Below are 16,350 nucleotides of genomic sequence, written 5' to 3' on the forward strand. Positions count from 1 at the left end.
TGCTCAGTGCACCGACAGCTTGCCGCCCATCAGCAGCGAATGCACAGCCGCCGAGCCGATGTTCGCGCCCACGCGCTTCGCCACGCGATCGGTGAGGCTCTGCTTGACCGTGTAATCGACGACGTCCGGCGCCTTGATGACCTCGCGCGCCACGTAATCGGTGTCGCCGTAGCCGTCAGCCAGACCGAGTTCCACGCTCTTCTGCCCGGTCCAGAACAAGCCCGAGAAGACATCCGGCGAGTCCTTCAGGCGCTTGCCGCGGCCCGCTTTCACGGCGTCGATGAACTGTTGGTGAATCTGGTCGAGCATCTCCTGGGCGTGCGCGTCCATTTTCGGCGTGTCGGGCGAGAACGGGTCGAAGAAACCCTTGTTTTCTCCCGAGGTACGCAGGCGCCGCTGGACGCCGAGCTTGTCCATGAGGCCGGTAAAGCCGAATCCGTCCATCAGCACGCCGATCGAGCCCACGATGCTCGCCTTGTTGACGTAAATCTTGTCGGCGGCGGCCGCGACGTAATATCCGCCCGAAGCGCACATGTCGCCCACCACCACATACAGCGGGATGGCCGGATACTTGATGCGCAGACGGTGGATCTCGTCGTTGATGATGCCGGCCTGCACCGGGCTGCCGCCGGGGCTGTCGATATGCAGGATGACGCCTGCGGTGCCGTCGTCGTCGAAGGCGCTGTCGAGCGCGCTGATGATGTCCTCCGCATTCGCCGGGGTGTCGGAGCCGATTTCGCCGTCGAGCGAAACGAGCGCCGTGTGGCGCCCTTCACTCTCCACGCGCGCGCCCGACAGATCGAGGATCGCCCACGCGATCACCACGAACACGGCGAGAAACGCGAAGCGAAAGAAAATACGCCAGCGCCGCGCCGCACGCTGCTCGCTGATGGCCGCGAGCGCGATACGTTCGAGCGCCTCGCGCTCGCAGCCAGGCGCGGGCGCGCCGCGGTCTGACGAAGCCGCGCGTGGCGCTTCGTTCGAATCAGGGGTCGGATTGTCGGACATGCGAGCGGGTTACGTTCGAAAGGGTCGAAAGTGAGGAATCAGGTTGGGGTCGGACGCAAAGCGTCGTCCGGCAGCCAGAATACCGCACGCCCCTCGGGCGTGTCGCGTTCCTCGACTTGCACGGGGCGCAAACGCCCGCCGCGGCATGGGCCGCCCACGCACTTGCCCGTGTCGGGCTGGTAGATCGCGCCGTGCGTGGCGCACATCAGATAGAGCCCCGACGACTCGAAGAACTGGCCCTCGACCCAGTCGAGTTCCATCGGCACGTGCGCGCAGCGGTTCAGGTAGCCGTACACCTCTCCACCGTAGCGCACGAAGAACACCACCGCGTCGCCGCCCGCGTAGGTTGCATTCATGCGCCGACCCTCGCCGCCCTCGGTGAGTTCGTCGGACGCGCAGACGCGCACCGGCTCGAGCGCCGCTGTCTCGGGCGCCGCGCTCATGCGTTCTCCCGCAGCCAGCCCGCGAGCGCAGCAACGTCGGGCGCGACAAAGCGCGGCTCGAGCTTTTCGAGTGCGCCGGATGCGTGCGCGCCATACGCCACGCCAATGGCAGCCGCGCCCGCGTTGATCGCCATCTGCAGATCGTGGGTCGTGTCGCCGATCATCACCGTGCGCCCCAGATCCTGCCCCAGTTCGCGCGTGAGCTCCTGAAGCATGGCCGGATGCGGCTTCGAGAAGGTTTCATCGGCGCAGCGGGTGCCGTCGAAGAGGCTCGTGAGCCGCGAATCCGCCAGCGCGCGGTTCAGCCCCACGCGGCTCTTGCCCGTCGCCACGGCGAGCAGGTAGCCGGTGTCGCGCAGTTCCGCGAGCATCTCGCGCACGCCTGCGAACAGCTCGGTCTGCTGGTCCTTCAGCAAATAATGGATGCGATAGCGCTCGACGAGCCGCGGGTAGTCGGCCGGATCGAGCGTGGGCGCGGCGATCTGCAGCGCCTCTCGCAGGCCGAGGCCGATCACGTAGCTCGCCGCCTCGTCTCCGGGCACGGGCAAGCCGAGGTCGCGGCACGCCGCCTGGATGCTGCGCGTGATATGGGCGGTCGAGTCCATCAGGGTGCCGTCCCAGTCGAACACAATCAGGTCAAATAACTCTCGAGCCATGCAGGACTTCTCCAAACGCTGTCAGATTCGGTGTCATTCGGGACGGGCCGCGTCAGGTTGGGCCGCGTCAGGTCGGGCCGCGTCGGTTGCCGCGCCTTGCTCGCGCTGCGCGCGCAGCGCGTCGACGAAGCCGCGGCAATCCGCCGGCAGCGGCGCCTCGAACTGCAACGGGACGCCCGTGATCGGGTGAGCGAGCTTCAACCGGTGCGCATGCAGGAACATCCGCTTGATGCCCGGCCGCGCGCCCGTGCGCGCGAGATCCTTGTTGAGCGCGAAGTCGCCGTACTTGGCGTCGCCGACGATCGGCAGGCCGAGGTGAGCGAGGTGCACGCGGATCTGGTGCGTGCGGCCCGTCTTCAGTTCGGCTTCGAGCAGCGCGTAGCCCGGCCAGCGCTCGACGAGATTGAACACCGTATGCGAGGGCATGCCGTCCGGCTGCACGCGCACACGACGCTCGCCTTCCGGGGTCAGATATTTGTGAAGCGGCTCCTTCACAGCGCGCCGACGGCCCCAGTCGCTCGCCCATTCGCCGTGAACGCAGGCGTAATAGCGCTTGTCGGTCTGGTTATCGCGCATCTGCGCATGCAGGCCCACGAGTGCGGCGCGCTTCTTGGCGAGCATCAGCACGCCCGACGTTTCGCGGTCGAGGCGGTGGACCAGTTCGAGGAACTTGCCCTGCGTTCGCGCCGCGCGCAACTGCTCGATCACGCCGAACGCCACCCCGCTGCCGCCGTGCACGGCCACGCCGGCAGGCTTGTCGATGACGAGCAGCGCGTCGTCCTCGTAGATGATGGGAAACTGAGCCGCCGGCACGGGCGTGGCGCCGGCCGGCGCATTCGACTGCGACGTGCGGATGGGCGGCACGCGCACGATGTCTCCTTCCGCGAGCCGATACTGCGCGTCGACCCGGCCCTTATTTACGCGCACTTCCCCGCTGCGCAAAATGCGATAGATGTGGCTTTTCGGCACGCCTTTGCAGACGCGCAAGAGAAAATTGTCGATGCGCTGACCGGCCGCGCCCTCGTCGATTTCGACGAACGAAACCTGGTCGCTTGCGACCTGATTCTGGGATGTTTTGCCTAACCCTTTCATTCTGAATATAATTTGCCCAGCGCCGACGCAACGGTAGGCCAAATGGCCCAGGCCAAATGGCCAAATGTTCTGCGAACCACCCAATGGACACCCCAAGGGGGTTATCCTGGACTTGGACCACGCGGCGAGCGCAGGCTGCAAGCGATAAACGGTTATTTTACTTGCGCCCGGGGCTGGTTGCTCACCCCGTTTGATGAGAAGCAACGAGTTGCACGCACGGATCACCACTCCGGCAGGGACGGCGCCCACAGGCACGTTCGGTCAGGGGCGGCTCCGACGGTAACGGAACATTGGTATAAAGAATTTATCCGGCGCGTCCCGCCGCGCGGTCGAAGTGACCGCCGCGGGAGGCGCTGGTGGCGAAAATACGGCGAGCGCCCGAAGCGTCCCGGCAATGTGCGGGACACGGCGACGTCAAAAGTGGCGAGACACCCCGAGGGGGAAGACGGGCGTTCCTGAAAAGCTTCCCGTGCGCGGCCCTGATTGAATCTTGAGGCCGCGAACCTGATCCAGTCGCAAGCGCGCGCGGTTCGCCGCTGCGGCCGGCGTCTGTCACGGCCAGTGCGATGGGCACACCCATCGGCACGTTCATGGTCACGGCAGCCAGGTGGATTGGAAGCGCAGGAAAACGTTGCCGTCGCGAACCCGCGGCATGTCTCTTCTCTTCTTGAAGACGTATTTCGCATGTGCCCACGCGGCCCCGTCCACGGCAACGCAACGCCGGACCGGCGCCCAGAAAAGGCAATTCTCCCCGCCATCGTTCCCGCTCCAGCGTGCTTGTGACAACACAATAAGGCGCGGCTCGCCGCTGCCCGCACCGTGCTGCCTGGCGTCACCGCCGCGCACCGTGCGGCTCGCGCGCGAACGCACTGGAGTCGTTCAATGAAACGAATGCTGTTCAACGCGACACAGCAGGAAGAACTGCGTGTCGCCATCGTCGATGGACAGAAGCTCATCGACATCGACATCGAAACCGCCGGGCGCGAACAGCGCAAAGGCAACATCTACAAGGGGATCGTCACCCGGATCGAGCCTTCGCTCGAGGCGTGTTTCGTCAACTACGGCGAAGACCGCCACGGCTTCCTGCCGTTCAAGGAAGTCGCCCGCCAGTACTTCCGCGAAGGCATCGACATGCGCGGCGCGCGTATTCAGGACGCCCTCAAGGAAGGCCAGGAGCTGATCGTCCAGGTCGAGAAGGAAGAACGCGGCAACAAGGGCGCCGCCCTCACCACGTTCATCTCGCTCGCCGGCCGCTACCTCGTGCTCATGCCGAACAACCCGCGCGGCGGCGGCGTCTCGCGACGCATCGAGGGCGACGACCGTCAGGAACTGCGCGAAACCATGGCGCAGCTGCAACTGCCGGACGGCATGAGCATCATCGCGCGTACGGCCGGCATCGGCCGCTCCGCCGAAGAGCTCCAGTGGGACCTGAACTACCTGCTGCAACTGTGGCGCGCCATCGAAGCCGCGTCGCAGGCCGGCCAGTCCGGTCAGCCCATGCTGATCTACCTGGAATCGAGCCTCGTCATTCGCGCGATCCGCGACTACTTCCAGCCCGACATCGGCGAAATCCTCATCGACACCACCGAGATCCATGACCAGGCGCGCGCCTTCATGGATATCGTGATGCCGGACAATGTCAATAAGGTGAAGCGGTATCACGACGACGTGCCGCTTTTCTCGCGTTTCCAGATCGAGCACCAGATCGAGACGGCGTATTCGCGCACGGTGCCGCTGCCCTCGGGCGGCGCGATCGTGATCGACCACACCGAAGCCCTGGTCGCCATCGACGTGAACTCGGCGCGCGCCACCAAGGGCGCCGACATCGAGGAAACCGCCGCGCGCACCAACCTCGAAGCCGCCGACGAAGTGGCGCGCCAGCTGCGTCTGCGCGACCTGGGCGGCCTGATCGTGATCGACTTCATCGACATGGAGTCGGCCAAGAGCCAGCGCGAAGTCGAGCAGCGCCTGAAAGACGCGCTGCGCCACGACCGCGCCCGCGTGCAGATGGGCAAGATCTCGCGCTTCGGCCTGATGGAGCTGTCGCGCCAGCGCCTGCGCCCCGCCCTCTCGGAAGGCAGCCACGTGACCTGCCCGCGCTGTAACGGCACGGGTCATATCCGCGATACGGAATCGTCGGCGCTGCAGGTGCTGCGCATCATCCAGGAAGAGGCGATGAAGGAAAACACCGCGGCAATTCATTGCCAGGTGCCGGTCGAAGTGACCGCCTTCCTGCTCAACGAAAAGCGCTCGGAGATCAACAAGATCGAGTCGCGCTTCAAGGTTGCGGTCGTTCTGATCCCGAACAAGCACCTCGAAACGCCGCACTACAAGCTCGAGCGCCTGCGTCACGACGATGCGCGCCTCGACGACCCGCGCGCCTCGTGGAAGATGGCCGAGGAAGCGGCTCGTGAACTCGAGTCGGAAACCGGCTACAGCAAGCGTACCGCCGAAGCCAAGCCGAAACAGGAAGCGGCGGTGAAGGGCATCACGCCGGAGCGTCCGGCGCCGAGCGCGCCGGTCAAGCCGGCCGAAACCGCGCCCGTCGCGGCACAACTGGCTGTCACGCCCGCGGGCGGCGGCTTCTTTGGCTGGGTCAAGCGTCTCTTTGGCGGTGCACCGGCTGCGGCGCCCGCGCCGGCACCGGTCGCTCAACCCGAAAAGACTGCCCGTCCGACCCGCGAAGCGCGTACCGAGCGCGGTGAGAAGACCGGCGGCGATCGCAACCGCAATCGCCGCTCCGGCGGCCGCGACGCGGCAGCCCGCGGCGAAAGCGCAGGCGGCGCACGTGCCGGCCAGCCGGCTGGCCGCCGTGAGGAACGCGAGCCGCGCGAACAGCGTGAGCCGCGTGAAGCACGCGAAGGCCGTGGTGTCCGCGAGCCGCGTGAGCCGCGTGAGCCGCGTGAACAACGCGAACCGCGCGAGCAACGTGAACCGCGTGAAACCCGCGAAGCGCGCACCGAGCGCGAACAGCGCATCGAACGCGTCGAGCGCGGTCAGGAACGTAGCGATGTAACGGCAGAAGCCGGCGCCGCACGTGGCGAGCGCCGCGAGCGTGGTGAACGTGGCGAGCGCGGTGAGTCGCGTCGCCGTCAGCAAGCCGAGGCCGCTGAAGCCCAGGAAGCGCGTCTTGACGCCGCATCGGCAGGCGCCGAAGGCGTCGAAGCGCCGCAGACGGAAGACCTGCTCGAAGGCGTGAGCGCCGGTGCCGACGAAGATGGCGCACCGCGTGAAGGCGAAGAACGCCGCCGCCGCCGCCGCGGCCGCCGTGGTGGTCGCCGCGAGCGCGAGACGGATGCAGCCGGCCTGACGCCGGGCGCAGATGCACCGGAAGGCGAAGAGCAAGCCGCCCCCGCCCAACCGGCGCTCGAGCAGCCTGCCATTGCCGCACAAGTGCATGAAGCACCGGCCGTAGAAGCGCGCACCGAGGCGGCTGCCGAGCCTGTCGTGACCGCACTGCCGGCCGCAGCCGCCGTCGCTGAAGCCGGGCACGTGCCTCCCGCTGCAGTGACGACGGCGCCCGTCGAAACCGTCGCGCCCGCTGCAGAGCAAGCTCCGGCTCCTGCCGAGCCGGCTCCGGCACCCGCCGAAGCCGCACCGGTGAGCGTCGAAACCGCACACGCGGTCGAACCGAAGGCCGAAGACGCTGTGGCACCTGTCGCTCCTGTGGCCCCTGCCGCAGCGGACGAACCGGTCGCGCCGGCAGCCCCGGTGGAGCCGGTTCAGGCCGAAACGCCGCCTGTCGTGCGCGAAGATCGCGTCGAAGCACCGCGGACCGAAGAGCCCGTGGCAGCGGCAGCAGCGCCCGTCGCTCAACCGGAGCCGGCACAAGAAGCGGTAGCCGCCGCTCCGGCGGTCGTCGCGATCACCGAGCCGGTTGCCTCGCATCCGGCCCCGGTGGCAACGGCGGCGCCCGCGGCTGCCCCCACCGCAGACACGCTGCGCCCGATGCTGGAATCGGCGGGTCTCGTCTGGGTCAATACTGACGCCGACAAGCTGCGCGCTGCGCAGCAAGCCGCCGCGCAGCTGGTCAAGCCCGCACGCACGCCGCGCGAGCGCAAGCCGCTGCCGCCGGTCGACAGCACGCCGATGCAGCAGGTCGAGACCACCCGCCTGCCGTAAGCGCTGCAAGGCAACTGGCCGCCGGACCCCGATTCCGGCGCACCCCGAAAAGCCCGCCCCTCCCGGCGGGCTTTTTTTGATATATCAGCGTTCTCCCTTGTCTGAAGGCAGGTCCTGGTTCGGCTAAAATCGAACTAACGCGAGAACGAAGAGACCATGACACGACGCATCATCCCTGTTGCCGACGTTCGATCGCTGCCGCCCGAATTGCCCCGGACGGCCGCAGAAGCCGTGCGCGCGCCTTCTGGCGCGGTCTTCGACGCGCTCGCCAGACCCCTGCGCGACCTTCGCATCTCGGTCACTGACCGCTGTAATTTCCGCTGCGTGTACTGCATGCCGCGAGCGGTGTTCGACAAGGATTACCCGTTTTTGCCCCATTCCGCGCTGCTTTCGCTCGAAGAAATCGAGCGGCTCGCGCGGCTTTTCGTCGCGCATGGCGTCACCAAGATCCGCCTCACGGGTGGTGAGCCGCTGCTGCGCAAGAACATCGAATTCCTGATCGAGCGGCTCGCCGCGCTGCGTACGCCCGCAGGCGAACCGCTCGATATCACGCTCACCACCAATGGCTCGCTGCTTGCCCGCAAGGCGCGCGCGCTGCGTGACGCGGGCCTCACACGCGTGACGGTGAGCCTGGACGCCCTCGACGACGCCCTCTTTCGCCGCATGAACGACGCCGACTTCGCGGTGGCCGACGTGCTCGACGGCATTGCGGCGGCACAAGCCGTGGGTCTCGCGCCGATCAAGGTCAACATGGTCGTCAAGCGCGGCACGAACGACGGCGAGATCGTGCCGCTTGCACGGCATTTCCGCGGCACGGATGTGACGCTGCGCTTCATCGAGTACATGGACGTGGGCACCTCGAATGGCTGGAACATGGCCGAAGTGCTGCCGTCGGCGGAAGTCGTCGCGCGCATTTCCGAGCACTGGCCGCTCGTGCCGCTGGAGCCCCACAACGCCGCCGAAACGGCGCAGCGCTGGGGCTACGCAGATGGCGCGGGCGAAATCGGCGCGATCTCCAGCGTGACGCGCGCGTTCTGCGGCGACTGCACGCGCGCGCGCCTTTCGACCGAGGGCAAGCTGTACCTGTGCCTCTTCGCCTCGATGGGTTACGACCTGCGCGCGCTGTTGCGCAACGGCGCCACCGACACGGCAATCTCCGGCGCCATCGCGCAGGTATGGGAAGGCCGCGCCGACCGCTATTCGCAGCTGCGGGGCAGCGCGCAGGCGCCGGCGGCCTCCGACGAGCGCCGCATCGAAATGTCCTATATCGGCGGCTGAGCAGCCCATGACGCCGACGAGCGCCAACCCCATTTCCACGGCATCGATCACGGGCCTCGTGCTCGCGGGCGGCCGCGGCCAGCGTATGGGCGGCGCGGACAAGGGCTTGCAGATGCTGCACGGCAAACCGCTTGCCGCGCACGTGCTCACGCGCCTCGCGTCGCAGGTCGGCGCCCTCTCGATCAGCGCGAACCGCAACGGCGATGCTTATTCGGCGCTCGGCGCACCATGGCGAGCGAGCGTGCTCGCCGATACGCTGCCCGACTTCCCCGGCCCGCTCGCGGGGCTCCTCGCGGGACTGCGCGCTGCGCAAACCGTATGGCTCCTCACGGCGCCCTGCGACTCGCCCTGGCTGCCGGCCGATCTCGCCGAGCGCCTGGGCCACGCCGCGCTCTCGGCGCGCGCCGACATCGTGACCGCGACCACGACGAATGCCGAAGGCGTGGTCTCGCTGCACCCGGTATTCGCGCTCGTACGCACCTCGCTCGCCGACGACCTCGCCGCCTTCCTCGCCGCCGGCGAGCGCAAGGTGCGTGCGTGGTACGCGCGCCACACGGCCACCGAAGTCGCCTTTGCCGACGAACGTGCGTTTTACAATATCAATTCCTTACAGGAACTGGCCGAACTCGAACGCGCCTGAATTGCAATCGGGCGCCGCCCGGTCGGCCGCCGTCCCCGGCACACGGCCGGCACGCCCGCCTGGACGATCGCCGCACACGCCGTGCGGATGCGACGCTTCCTCACTCGATGACCACGCTTAACCATCCCTCCGGCAGCGCCGGCTGCATCAGCCAGTACGATCCGCAAGCTTTGCCCGTCAGCGCCGCCCAGGCCATCGTGCTGCAGTGGGCGACGCCGCTTGCGGCGAGCGAACGCGTGCCGCTGCGTGAAGCGCTCGCGCGTGTGCTGGCCGAAGACGTGATTTCGCCCATCGACGTTCCCGCGCACGACAACGCCGCGATGGACGGCTACGCGTTCGATGGCGCGGCCCTGGCCGGCACCTCCGGCGCCCTCTCGCTCGCCGTATGCGGCAAGGCCTTCGCCGGTCACGCTTACCCGGGCGACGTTGCCGCGGGTGCGTGCGTGCGCATCATGACCGGCGCGCCGATGCCCGCGAACTGCGACACCGTCGTGCCGCAAGAGCATGTGTCTGTGCAGGGCGACGTCGTCACTTTCGAAGCAAACGCCGTCAAACGCGGCGCGAACGCGCGCCGTAAGGGCGAGGACCTCGCGCGCGGCGGCGCGGCGCTCGCGGCCGGCCGCGTGCTGCGCGCGTCCGACATTGGCTTGCTGGCGTCGCTTGGCCTCATCGAGGCGCACGTGAAGCAGCGCCTGCGCGTGGCCTACTTCTCGACCGGCGACGAACTGCGCTCGCCAGGCGAGCCGCTCGAAGCGGGCTGCATCTACGACAGCAACCGCTACGCGCTCGGCGCGATGCTGCAGCGCCTGAACGTCGAGGCGATCGATCTGGGCGTCGTGCGCGACGACCCCGCGGCGCTGGCCGCCACGCTGAAACTCGCTGCCGAATCCGCCGATGTCGTGCTAACCTCCGGCGGCGTCTCGGTCGGCGAAGCCGATTTCACGCGCACCCAGTTGCAAACGCTCGGCGACGTCTCGTTCTGGGGCCTCGCCATGCGTCCCGGCCGCCCGCTTGCGTTCGGCCGCATCTGGTCGGGCGGACGCCCGGGCGCGGGCCGCGCGGCGCTCCTGTTCGGGCTGCCCGGCAACCCGGTCGCGACGATGGTCTCGTTCTACCAGATCGTGCGCCCCGCTCTCTTGGCGATGGCGGGCGCGCAAGCGCAGCCCGTCCCGCTCGTGCCGGCATTGAGCGATCAGCCGATCAAAAAGCGCGCGGGCCGCACCGAATTCCAGCGCGGCCTCGCGCGCCGCGACGCCAGCGGCCAGTGGCGCGTCGCGCCGACCGGCTCGCAAAGCTCGGGCGCGCTCAGCACGATGAGCGAGGCGAACTGCTTCATCGTGCTCGCCCATGAAGCCGGCGATCTCGATGCCGGCGACGCGGTCGACATCATGCTGTTCGATGGACTCGTCTAGCGCGGCGGCGCCCGAGAGGTCATCAAAACCAACCACACGTCCACACCTGCATAACGGACCGACTACTATGAAAAAACAGATCTCGTTCATCGCTGCGGGCCAGACCGCCAAGGCGCTCATCCTCGTGTACCTGACCTTCAGCGTGCCGATCGTGCTGCTTGGCGTGCTCGTGGCGTTCGTGCGCTATGGCGCGGTCGAACTCTCGACCATCTTCAGCGCGCTGCTGCTCAACGCGATCGTCGGCTTCATCCTGCTGTGGATCGCCTGCCACGCCTACAACTGGGTGGCCTCGCGCTTCGGCGGCATCGAGATCCATCTGTCCGACGTGCCCGAGGAAGCGTGATGACCGCGACGATCCGCGCCGCCACGGCCGCCGACGTCGGCGCGATGCACGCGCTGATGTACGAGCTCGCGGAGTTCGAGAAGCTCACGCATCTGTTCACGGGCACGGCCGATGGCCTCGCCGACGCCCTGTTCGGCACGCGCCCGGCCGCTGAAGCGCTGGTGGCGGAAGACGCCGGCCGCATCGTCGGCTACGCGCTCTTCTTCCACAACTACTCGACGTTCCTGAGCCGCCGCGGCCTTTATCTCGAAGACCTCTACGTGCAGCCGTCGCAGCGCGGCACCGGCCTCGGCACCGCGATGTTGCGCGCGCTCGCGGCGATCGCCGTCGAACGCGGCTGCGCCCGCTTCGAGTGGACCGTGCTCGACTGGAACACGCCGGCCATCGGCTTCTATGAAAAGCTCGGCGCGACCGTGCTGCCCGACTGGCGCGTCGTGCGCATGACCGGCGATGCGCTCGAAAAGCTCGCCGCAGCTGGTGAAACGATGATCGGTTAAGCCAACGCACCGCACACGCTCGAATGCAAACGGGCCGCCTGAATCGGGCGGCCCGTTGTCTTTTGGCGCGCGGGTTGCGGTCACTCGTCGCCGAAGCCCGTTTCGCTTTCTGCGTCGCCGTTGCCGTTGCCATTACGGAGCGCGTCGCCGAGGAGATTCGCGGCGGCCTCGCCCGGCAGCGCCTCGACGTCGCGCAGCTTGCGGTTCATCGCACGCGTGCGCACCTCCGCCGCCTCGATGGAACGCGTGACCGTTTCGAGCTGCGTCTTGGTGCGCGCGAGCACGTCGCCGAACTTGCCGAACTCCGTCTTCACCGCGCCCAGCACCTGCCACACCTCGCTCGAGCGGCGCTCGATCGCGAGCGTGCGAAAGCCCATCTGCAGGCTGTTGAGAAGTGCCGTGAGCGTGGTCGGACCCGCCACGCTCACGCGGTAGTCGCGCTGCAGGACATCGGTCAAGCCCGGGCGGCGCAGGATTTCGGCGTAAAGGCCTTCGGTCGGCAGGAACAGCAGCGCGAAATCGGTCGTGTGCGGGGGCGCGACGTACTTCTCGGCGATGGTGCGCGCCTCCGCGCGGATGCGCAGCTCGAGCGCGCGCCCGGCCTCCTCGATCGCGAGCACGTCCGCGCGCTCCTGCGCATCGATGAGACGTTCGTAGTCTTCGCGCGGGAATTTGGCGTCGATCGGCAGCCAGACCGGCTCGCCTTGTTCCGCGCCGCCCGCGCCGCGTCCGGGCAGGCGAATCGCGAATTCCACGCGCTCCGTGCTCTTCGGCACCGTCGCGACGTTCTTCGCGTACTGGTCGGGCGTGAGCATCTGTTCGAGCAGCGCTTCGAGCTGCACTTCGCCCCAGGTGCCGCGCGTCTTCACATTGGTGAGCACCTTCTTCAGGTCGCCCACGCCCGCGGCCAGCGTCTGCATCTCGCCAAGCCCGCGATGCACCTGCTCCAGCCGATCGGAAACGAGCTTGAACGATTCGCCAAGGCGCTGTTCGAGCGTAGCGTGCAGCTTCTCGTCGACCGTGCGGCGCATTTCCTCGAGCTTCGCCGCGTTGTTCGCTTCGATGTCCTTGAGGCGCTGTTCGAGCGTCGCGCGCACTTCGGCGAAGCGGCGGTCGTTGACTTCGGTGAGTTGCCCGAGCTGCTGCGTGAGCAGCGCGCCGAAGTGGCGCAGCGCAGCGCCCTGCTCGTCACGCGCCTGCTGGGCTTGCTGATGCAGACTCTGGCGCACGGCATCGAGCTGCTGCGTATTGGCGGCGGTGAGTTTGGCGAGCTGCTGGGCGAAACCGTCGATCTGGCTGTTCTGCACGGTCGCGATGCTGCCGAGCTGCGCCGCCAGCGCCTGCTGCACCTGCGCGAAGCCGCCGCCGAACTCGCTGCGCGAGCTCTGCGCCGTGCGCGCGATCTCATTGCGCAGCTCGCGCTCGATGCGCTCGGCCGCGCGCGCCTGCGTGTCGGTCGACGCGGCGAGGCGGTCGCTCAGTTGATCGAGTGCGTCGAGCGTGACCTCGGCGTCGCCATCGCCATGGCCTTGACGCGCGCGCAGCAACGCCACGAGCGTCACGACGAATGCGATCGCCAGCGCGACGATCGCCAGCGACATGACTGCGAGCGGACTCATTTACGGGCTTGCCCCAGCACAGCGGGGTTGATCGGATTGGGCGGCTGGCCGGCGCGCGGTCCCTCGCCGAGCGCCGCGATAAGGTTGTCGGCGGCGAGGTTCGCCATCGCGCGGCGCGTGGCTTCGCTCGCACTCGCGATGTGCGGCGTGAGCACGACGTTCTCCACTTCGAGCAACGCCGGATGCACGCGCGGCTCGCCCTCGAACACGTCGAGGCCCGCCGCCGCGATCTGGCGCGTGCGCAGCGCGTGTGCGAGCGCCGCGTCGTCGACGATGCCGCCGCGCGCGATGTTGGTTAGCGTCGCCGTGGGTTTCATCAGCGCGAGTTCGGCTGCGCCGATCGTGTGATGGTTTTGCGCCGTATAGGGCAGCACGAGCACGACGTGGTCGGCCTGCCTGAGCAGGTCTTCCTTCGACAGATATTCGGCATTCAGCTCGCGCTCGATCTCAGCCGCGACGCGCGAACGGTTGTGATACACCACGCGCATGTCGAAGCCGCGCGCACGACGCGCGAGCGCCTGGCCGATACGGCCCATGCCGATCACGCCGAGCGTGGCGCCGAAAATGTCCGAACCGAGGAACGCGTCGAACGACCACTTGTCCCACTTGCCCGCGCGCAGGAAGTGCTCCGATTCCGTCACGCGGCGCGCGGCCGCCATCATCAGCGCCCAGCCGAAGTCGGCCGTGGTTTCGTTGAGCACGTCCGGCGTGTTGGTGCCGAGCACGTTGGCCGCGTTGAAGGCGGCCATGTCGAAGTTGTTGTAGCCCACGGCCATGTTCGACACCACGCGCAGGCGCGGCGCCGCGGCGAGCGTTGCGGCGCCGATCGGGTCGCCCGCGGTGAGCGCGCCGTCCTTGTCGGCGAGACGCTGGTGCAGCGCCTCGGGCGAAAGCGCTTCGCCGTTGTTCCAGTCCACGTCGAAATACTGCTTGAGCCGATCGATCACGTCGGGAAAGATCGGGCGCGCCACGAGAATCTTTTGCATCGTTGCTCTCCACACTTCAGTCGATGTCCGTCATTGTTGCGCGTGACGGGGCGCTCAGGGAAGTCTCGCGCGCTTTTCGCAGTCCGGCTCGCAAACGCCTTGCCGCTAGACGAAAAAGAGCCAGGTGGCCGCGAGAAACACCGGCGCGAGCAGCGCGCCCGACCAGCCAAGATAGCCGAAGAAGCCCGGCATGCGCACGCCGCGCGACTGCGCGATCGCCTTCACCATGAAGTTCGGCGCGTTGCCGATATAGGTGAGCGCGCCCATCCACACCGCGCCTGCCGAGATCGCGGCGAGCGTTTTCGCGCCGCCGGACATGAGCGCGTTGGCGTCGCCGCCCGCGAGATTGAAGAACACGAGGTAGGTGGGCGCGTTGTCGAGAAACGACGAGAGGAGCCCCGTCGCCCAGAAGTACATCGCTTCGTTGGGGCGGCCTGGCGCGTCGCTCACAAACCGGATCAGCGCCGCGAACGCGCCCGCCTCGCCCGCGCGCAACATCGCGATGACCGGCGTGATCGTCACGAAAATGCCCGCGAAGAGTTTGGCCACCTCGACGATCGGCGCCCATTCGAAACCGTTGTCGGCGCGCGCTGCTTTCGACGTGAACACGAGCGAAATGAGTGCGAGCGCAACGAGTCCCGCATCGCGCACGAGATTCTGCAACTGCAGGTGCGCGCCCGCGACCTCGAAAACGATACCGGGACGCCACACGCCGCTCATCAGCACGAGCACGACGAGTAGCGCGAGCAACACGAAATTCGCCTTGCCGCCGATGGAGAGCGCGTCTGTGTCCGGCGTCGCGTCGAGCGCAGCGGCGTGCACTTCCCCGGCGCGGCGAAAGTACCAGCTATCGAGCGCGTAGAACACCACAAGCAGCACGCCGCACACGAACAGCATCGGCAGCGCGAGATGCTGCGCAGTCCAGAAGAATCCCACGCCGTTGAGAAAACCGAGGAACAGCGGCGGATCGCCGAGCGGCGTGAGCAGGCCGCCCGCATTCGCGACGAGAAAGATGAAGAACACGACCACGTGCACGTTGTGCCGGCGGTTGTCGTTCGCGCGCAGGAGCGGGCGGATCAGCAGCATCGCCGCGCCGGTCGTGCCCATCACGCTCGCGAGCACGGTGCCGAGCGCGAGGATCTCCGTGTTCATGCGCGGCGAGCCGCGCAGATTCCCGTACACGCAGATGCCGCCCGCGATCGTATAGAGCGCGCCGAGCAACACGATGAAGGGCAGATATTCGTCGACGACGGCGTGCACGAACAGCGGATACGTCACGCCGACACCATGCGTGGCCGCGAACGGCAGCAGGAACGCGAGCGCCCAGGCCGCCGAAACCTTGCCGAAGTGGTGATGCCAGAACGTGGCCGCGAACATCGGGAAGAACGCGATCGACAGCAGCATGCCGGCGAACGGCAGCGCCCACGCGGCGCCGAGCGATGCGCCGTCGAAGGCCGCCGCGTGTGCGCTCGTGCTGTAGAGCGTCAGCGCCGCGCAGAGCGTCCCCGCGCAAGCGCTTGCCGTGTTGCGCTTACGCGCCATGCACGACGATCACATGCACGCGATACGGCCCGTGTGCCCCAAGAATGATGGTCTGCTCGATGTCGCCGGTGCGCGAAGGCCCCGAAACGAAGTTGACCGCGCGCGGCAGCTCACCGCGTTCGGCGCGCATGAGCGCGAAGGCGTCCTCGTGGCCCGCGACGATGCGCGAAGCGGGCACGACGGCGATGTGCGTTTCGGGCAGCAGCGCGCCCGAGGCCCACGTCTGGGGGCTGGAGAGCAGGACCAGCGTGCCGGTTTCAGCGGTGGCGCAAAAGCAGCCCGTGAGGCCGACGAGATCGCGATCTTCGGGCTTGCGGAATTGCACGGCGAGACCGGCGCCGGCCCAGTCGAGCGTGTCGAGCGTCTGCCACGCGACGGCCTGCATCGGCAGGCTGCGCTCAGCGAGATAGCGTTGCGCGGCGGCGGGCACATCGGCGAGTTGCTGGATTTCGTCGACGGTGCTCGACATCTTGCGCGCCTCGCCGACGAAGCGCGCAACGAGATCGCCTTCCAGCGGCGGGCGCGGACCCTCGGGATGTAGCGCGAGGTAGTCGGCCACGGCTTCCCGCTCATCCGCCGCGGGCGTGGCCTCGCGTCCCTGCGCCGCGCGAATGCGCGCGAGTATGCTGCGGCGGGCGGCCGTCGTGTCCATGAACGTCCTCGTCAGATGAAGAAAGGCGACGCGCCGATTATACCGGGGCGTCGCCTGCGA

The 16,350-nt window shown here is 67.8% G+C and carries 14 protein-coding genes; 6 read left to right on the top strand and 8 right to left on the bottom strand.

The window, feature by feature from the left end:
* Nucleotides 1-3 precede the first annotated feature (3 nt).
* From AB4Y43_RS07305 to AB4Y43_RS07320, 4 genes are read right to left on the bottom strand one after another with little or no spacing between them, the layout of a single operon-like run.
* Nucleotides 4-1,008: a S49 family peptidase gene (locus AB4Y43_RS07305; RefSeq protein WP_368727354.1), complete on the bottom strand. Its 1,005-nt coding sequence runs from the start codon at nucleotides 1,006-1,008 to the stop codon at nucleotides 4-6.
* A 38-nt stretch (nucleotides 1,009-1,046) separates the two neighbouring features.
* Nucleotides 1,047-1,451, bottom strand: coding sequence for a Rieske (2Fe-2S) protein (locus tag AB4Y43_RS07310; protein ID WP_368727355.1), 405 nt, complete (start codon nucleotides 1,449-1,451; stop codon nucleotides 1,047-1,049).
* A complete protein-coding gene (locus tag AB4Y43_RS07315; protein ID WP_069262580.1) occupies nucleotides 1,448-2,107 on the bottom strand; it encodes an HAD-IIIA family hydrolase in 660 nt (219 codons plus the stop codon). The genes AB4Y43_RS07310 and AB4Y43_RS07315 overlap by 4 nt, the downstream gene beginning before the upstream one ends.
* A gap of 33 nt (nucleotides 2,108-2,140) precedes the next feature.
* Nucleotides 2,141-3,199: an RluA family pseudouridine synthase gene (locus AB4Y43_RS07320; RefSeq protein WP_368727356.1), complete on the bottom strand. Its 1,059-nt coding sequence runs from the start codon at nucleotides 3,197-3,199 to the stop codon at nucleotides 2,141-2,143.
* An 882-nt stretch (nucleotides 3,200-4,081) separates the two neighbouring features.
* Between AB4Y43_RS07320 and AB4Y43_RS07325 the strand changes: the two genes are divergently transcribed.
* The 6 genes from AB4Y43_RS07325 (at nucleotide 4,082) to AB4Y43_RS07350 (ending at nucleotide 11,491) form a co-directional block, all read left to right on the top strand.
* Nucleotides 4,082-7,321, top strand: a complete 3,240-nt coding sequence (locus AB4Y43_RS07325) for a ribonuclease E/G (RefSeq protein ID WP_368727357.1) — start codon at nucleotides 4,082-4,084, stop codon at nucleotides 7,319-7,321.
* 156 nt (nucleotides 7,322-7,477) lie between these two features.
* Nucleotides 7,478-8,599 (top strand): GTP 3',8-cyclase MoaA, encoded by a 1,122-nt coding sequence (gene moaA, locus AB4Y43_RS07330; RefSeq protein ID WP_368605498.1) that lies wholly within the window; start codon nucleotides 7,478-7,480, stop codon nucleotides 8,597-8,599.
* 7 nt (nucleotides 8,600-8,606) lie between these two features.
* On the top strand, nucleotides 8,607-9,239 hold the full coding sequence (mobA, locus tag AB4Y43_RS07335) for a molybdenum cofactor guanylyltransferase MobA (RefSeq protein ID WP_368727358.1): 633 nt from the start codon (nucleotides 8,607-8,609) through the stop codon (nucleotides 9,237-9,239).
* Nucleotides 9,240-9,346: 107 nt separating this feature from the next.
* Nucleotides 9,347-10,651 carry a gephyrin-like molybdotransferase Glp gene (gene glp, locus AB4Y43_RS07340; protein ID WP_368727359.1) on the top strand — a complete coding sequence of 435 codons (1,305 nt, stop codon included), beginning with the start codon at nucleotides 9,347-9,349 and terminating at the stop codon, nucleotides 10,649-10,651.
* A 67-nt stretch (nucleotides 10,652-10,718) separates the two neighbouring features.
* Entirely contained in the window at nucleotides 10,719-10,994 is a 276-nt protein-coding gene (locus AB4Y43_RS07345; protein WP_028206699.1) for a hypothetical protein, read from the top strand.
* Nucleotides 10,994-11,491, top strand: a complete 498-nt coding sequence (locus AB4Y43_RS07350) for a GNAT family N-acetyltransferase (protein WP_342945436.1) — start codon at nucleotides 10,994-10,996, stop codon at nucleotides 11,489-11,491. Before AB4Y43_RS07345 ends, AB4Y43_RS07350 begins: the two co-directional genes overlap by 1 nt.
* A gap of 80 nt (nucleotides 11,492-11,571) precedes the next feature.
* Here the strand turns inward: AB4Y43_RS07350 and AB4Y43_RS07355 are convergent, their stop codons facing one another.
* The 4 genes from AB4Y43_RS07355 to AB4Y43_RS07370 form a co-directional block, all read right to left on the bottom strand.
* Entirely contained in the window at nucleotides 11,572-13,110 is a 1,539-nt protein-coding gene (locus AB4Y43_RS07355; RefSeq protein ID WP_368605501.1) for a DNA recombination protein RmuC, read from the bottom strand.
* Complete coding sequence (locus tag AB4Y43_RS07360; RefSeq protein ID WP_069262588.1) at nucleotides 13,107-14,096, bottom strand: D-glycerate dehydrogenase; 990 nt, start codon at nucleotides 14,094-14,096, stop codon at nucleotides 13,107-13,109. Before AB4Y43_RS07360 ends, AB4Y43_RS07355 begins: the two co-directional genes overlap by 4 nt.
* 105 nt (nucleotides 14,097-14,201) lie before the next feature.
* Nucleotides 14,202-15,638 carry a sodium:proton antiporter gene (locus tag AB4Y43_RS07365; protein WP_368727360.1) on the bottom strand — a complete coding sequence of 479 codons (1,437 nt, stop codon included), beginning with the start codon at nucleotides 15,636-15,638 and terminating at the stop codon, nucleotides 14,202-14,204.
* Nucleotides 15,628-16,290, bottom strand: a complete 663-nt coding sequence (locus AB4Y43_RS07370; protein ID WP_368616032.1) for a lactate utilization protein C — start codon at nucleotides 16,288-16,290, stop codon at nucleotides 15,628-15,630. Before AB4Y43_RS07370 ends, AB4Y43_RS07365 begins: the two co-directional genes overlap by 11 nt.
* Nucleotides 16,291-16,350 lie beyond the last annotated feature (60 nt).

It is taken from the genome of Paraburkholderia sp. BR10872 (genome assembly GCF_040965835.1).
GTDB lineage: Bacteria > Pseudomonadota > Gammaproteobacteria > Burkholderiales > Burkholderiaceae > Paraburkholderia > Paraburkholderia nodosa_A.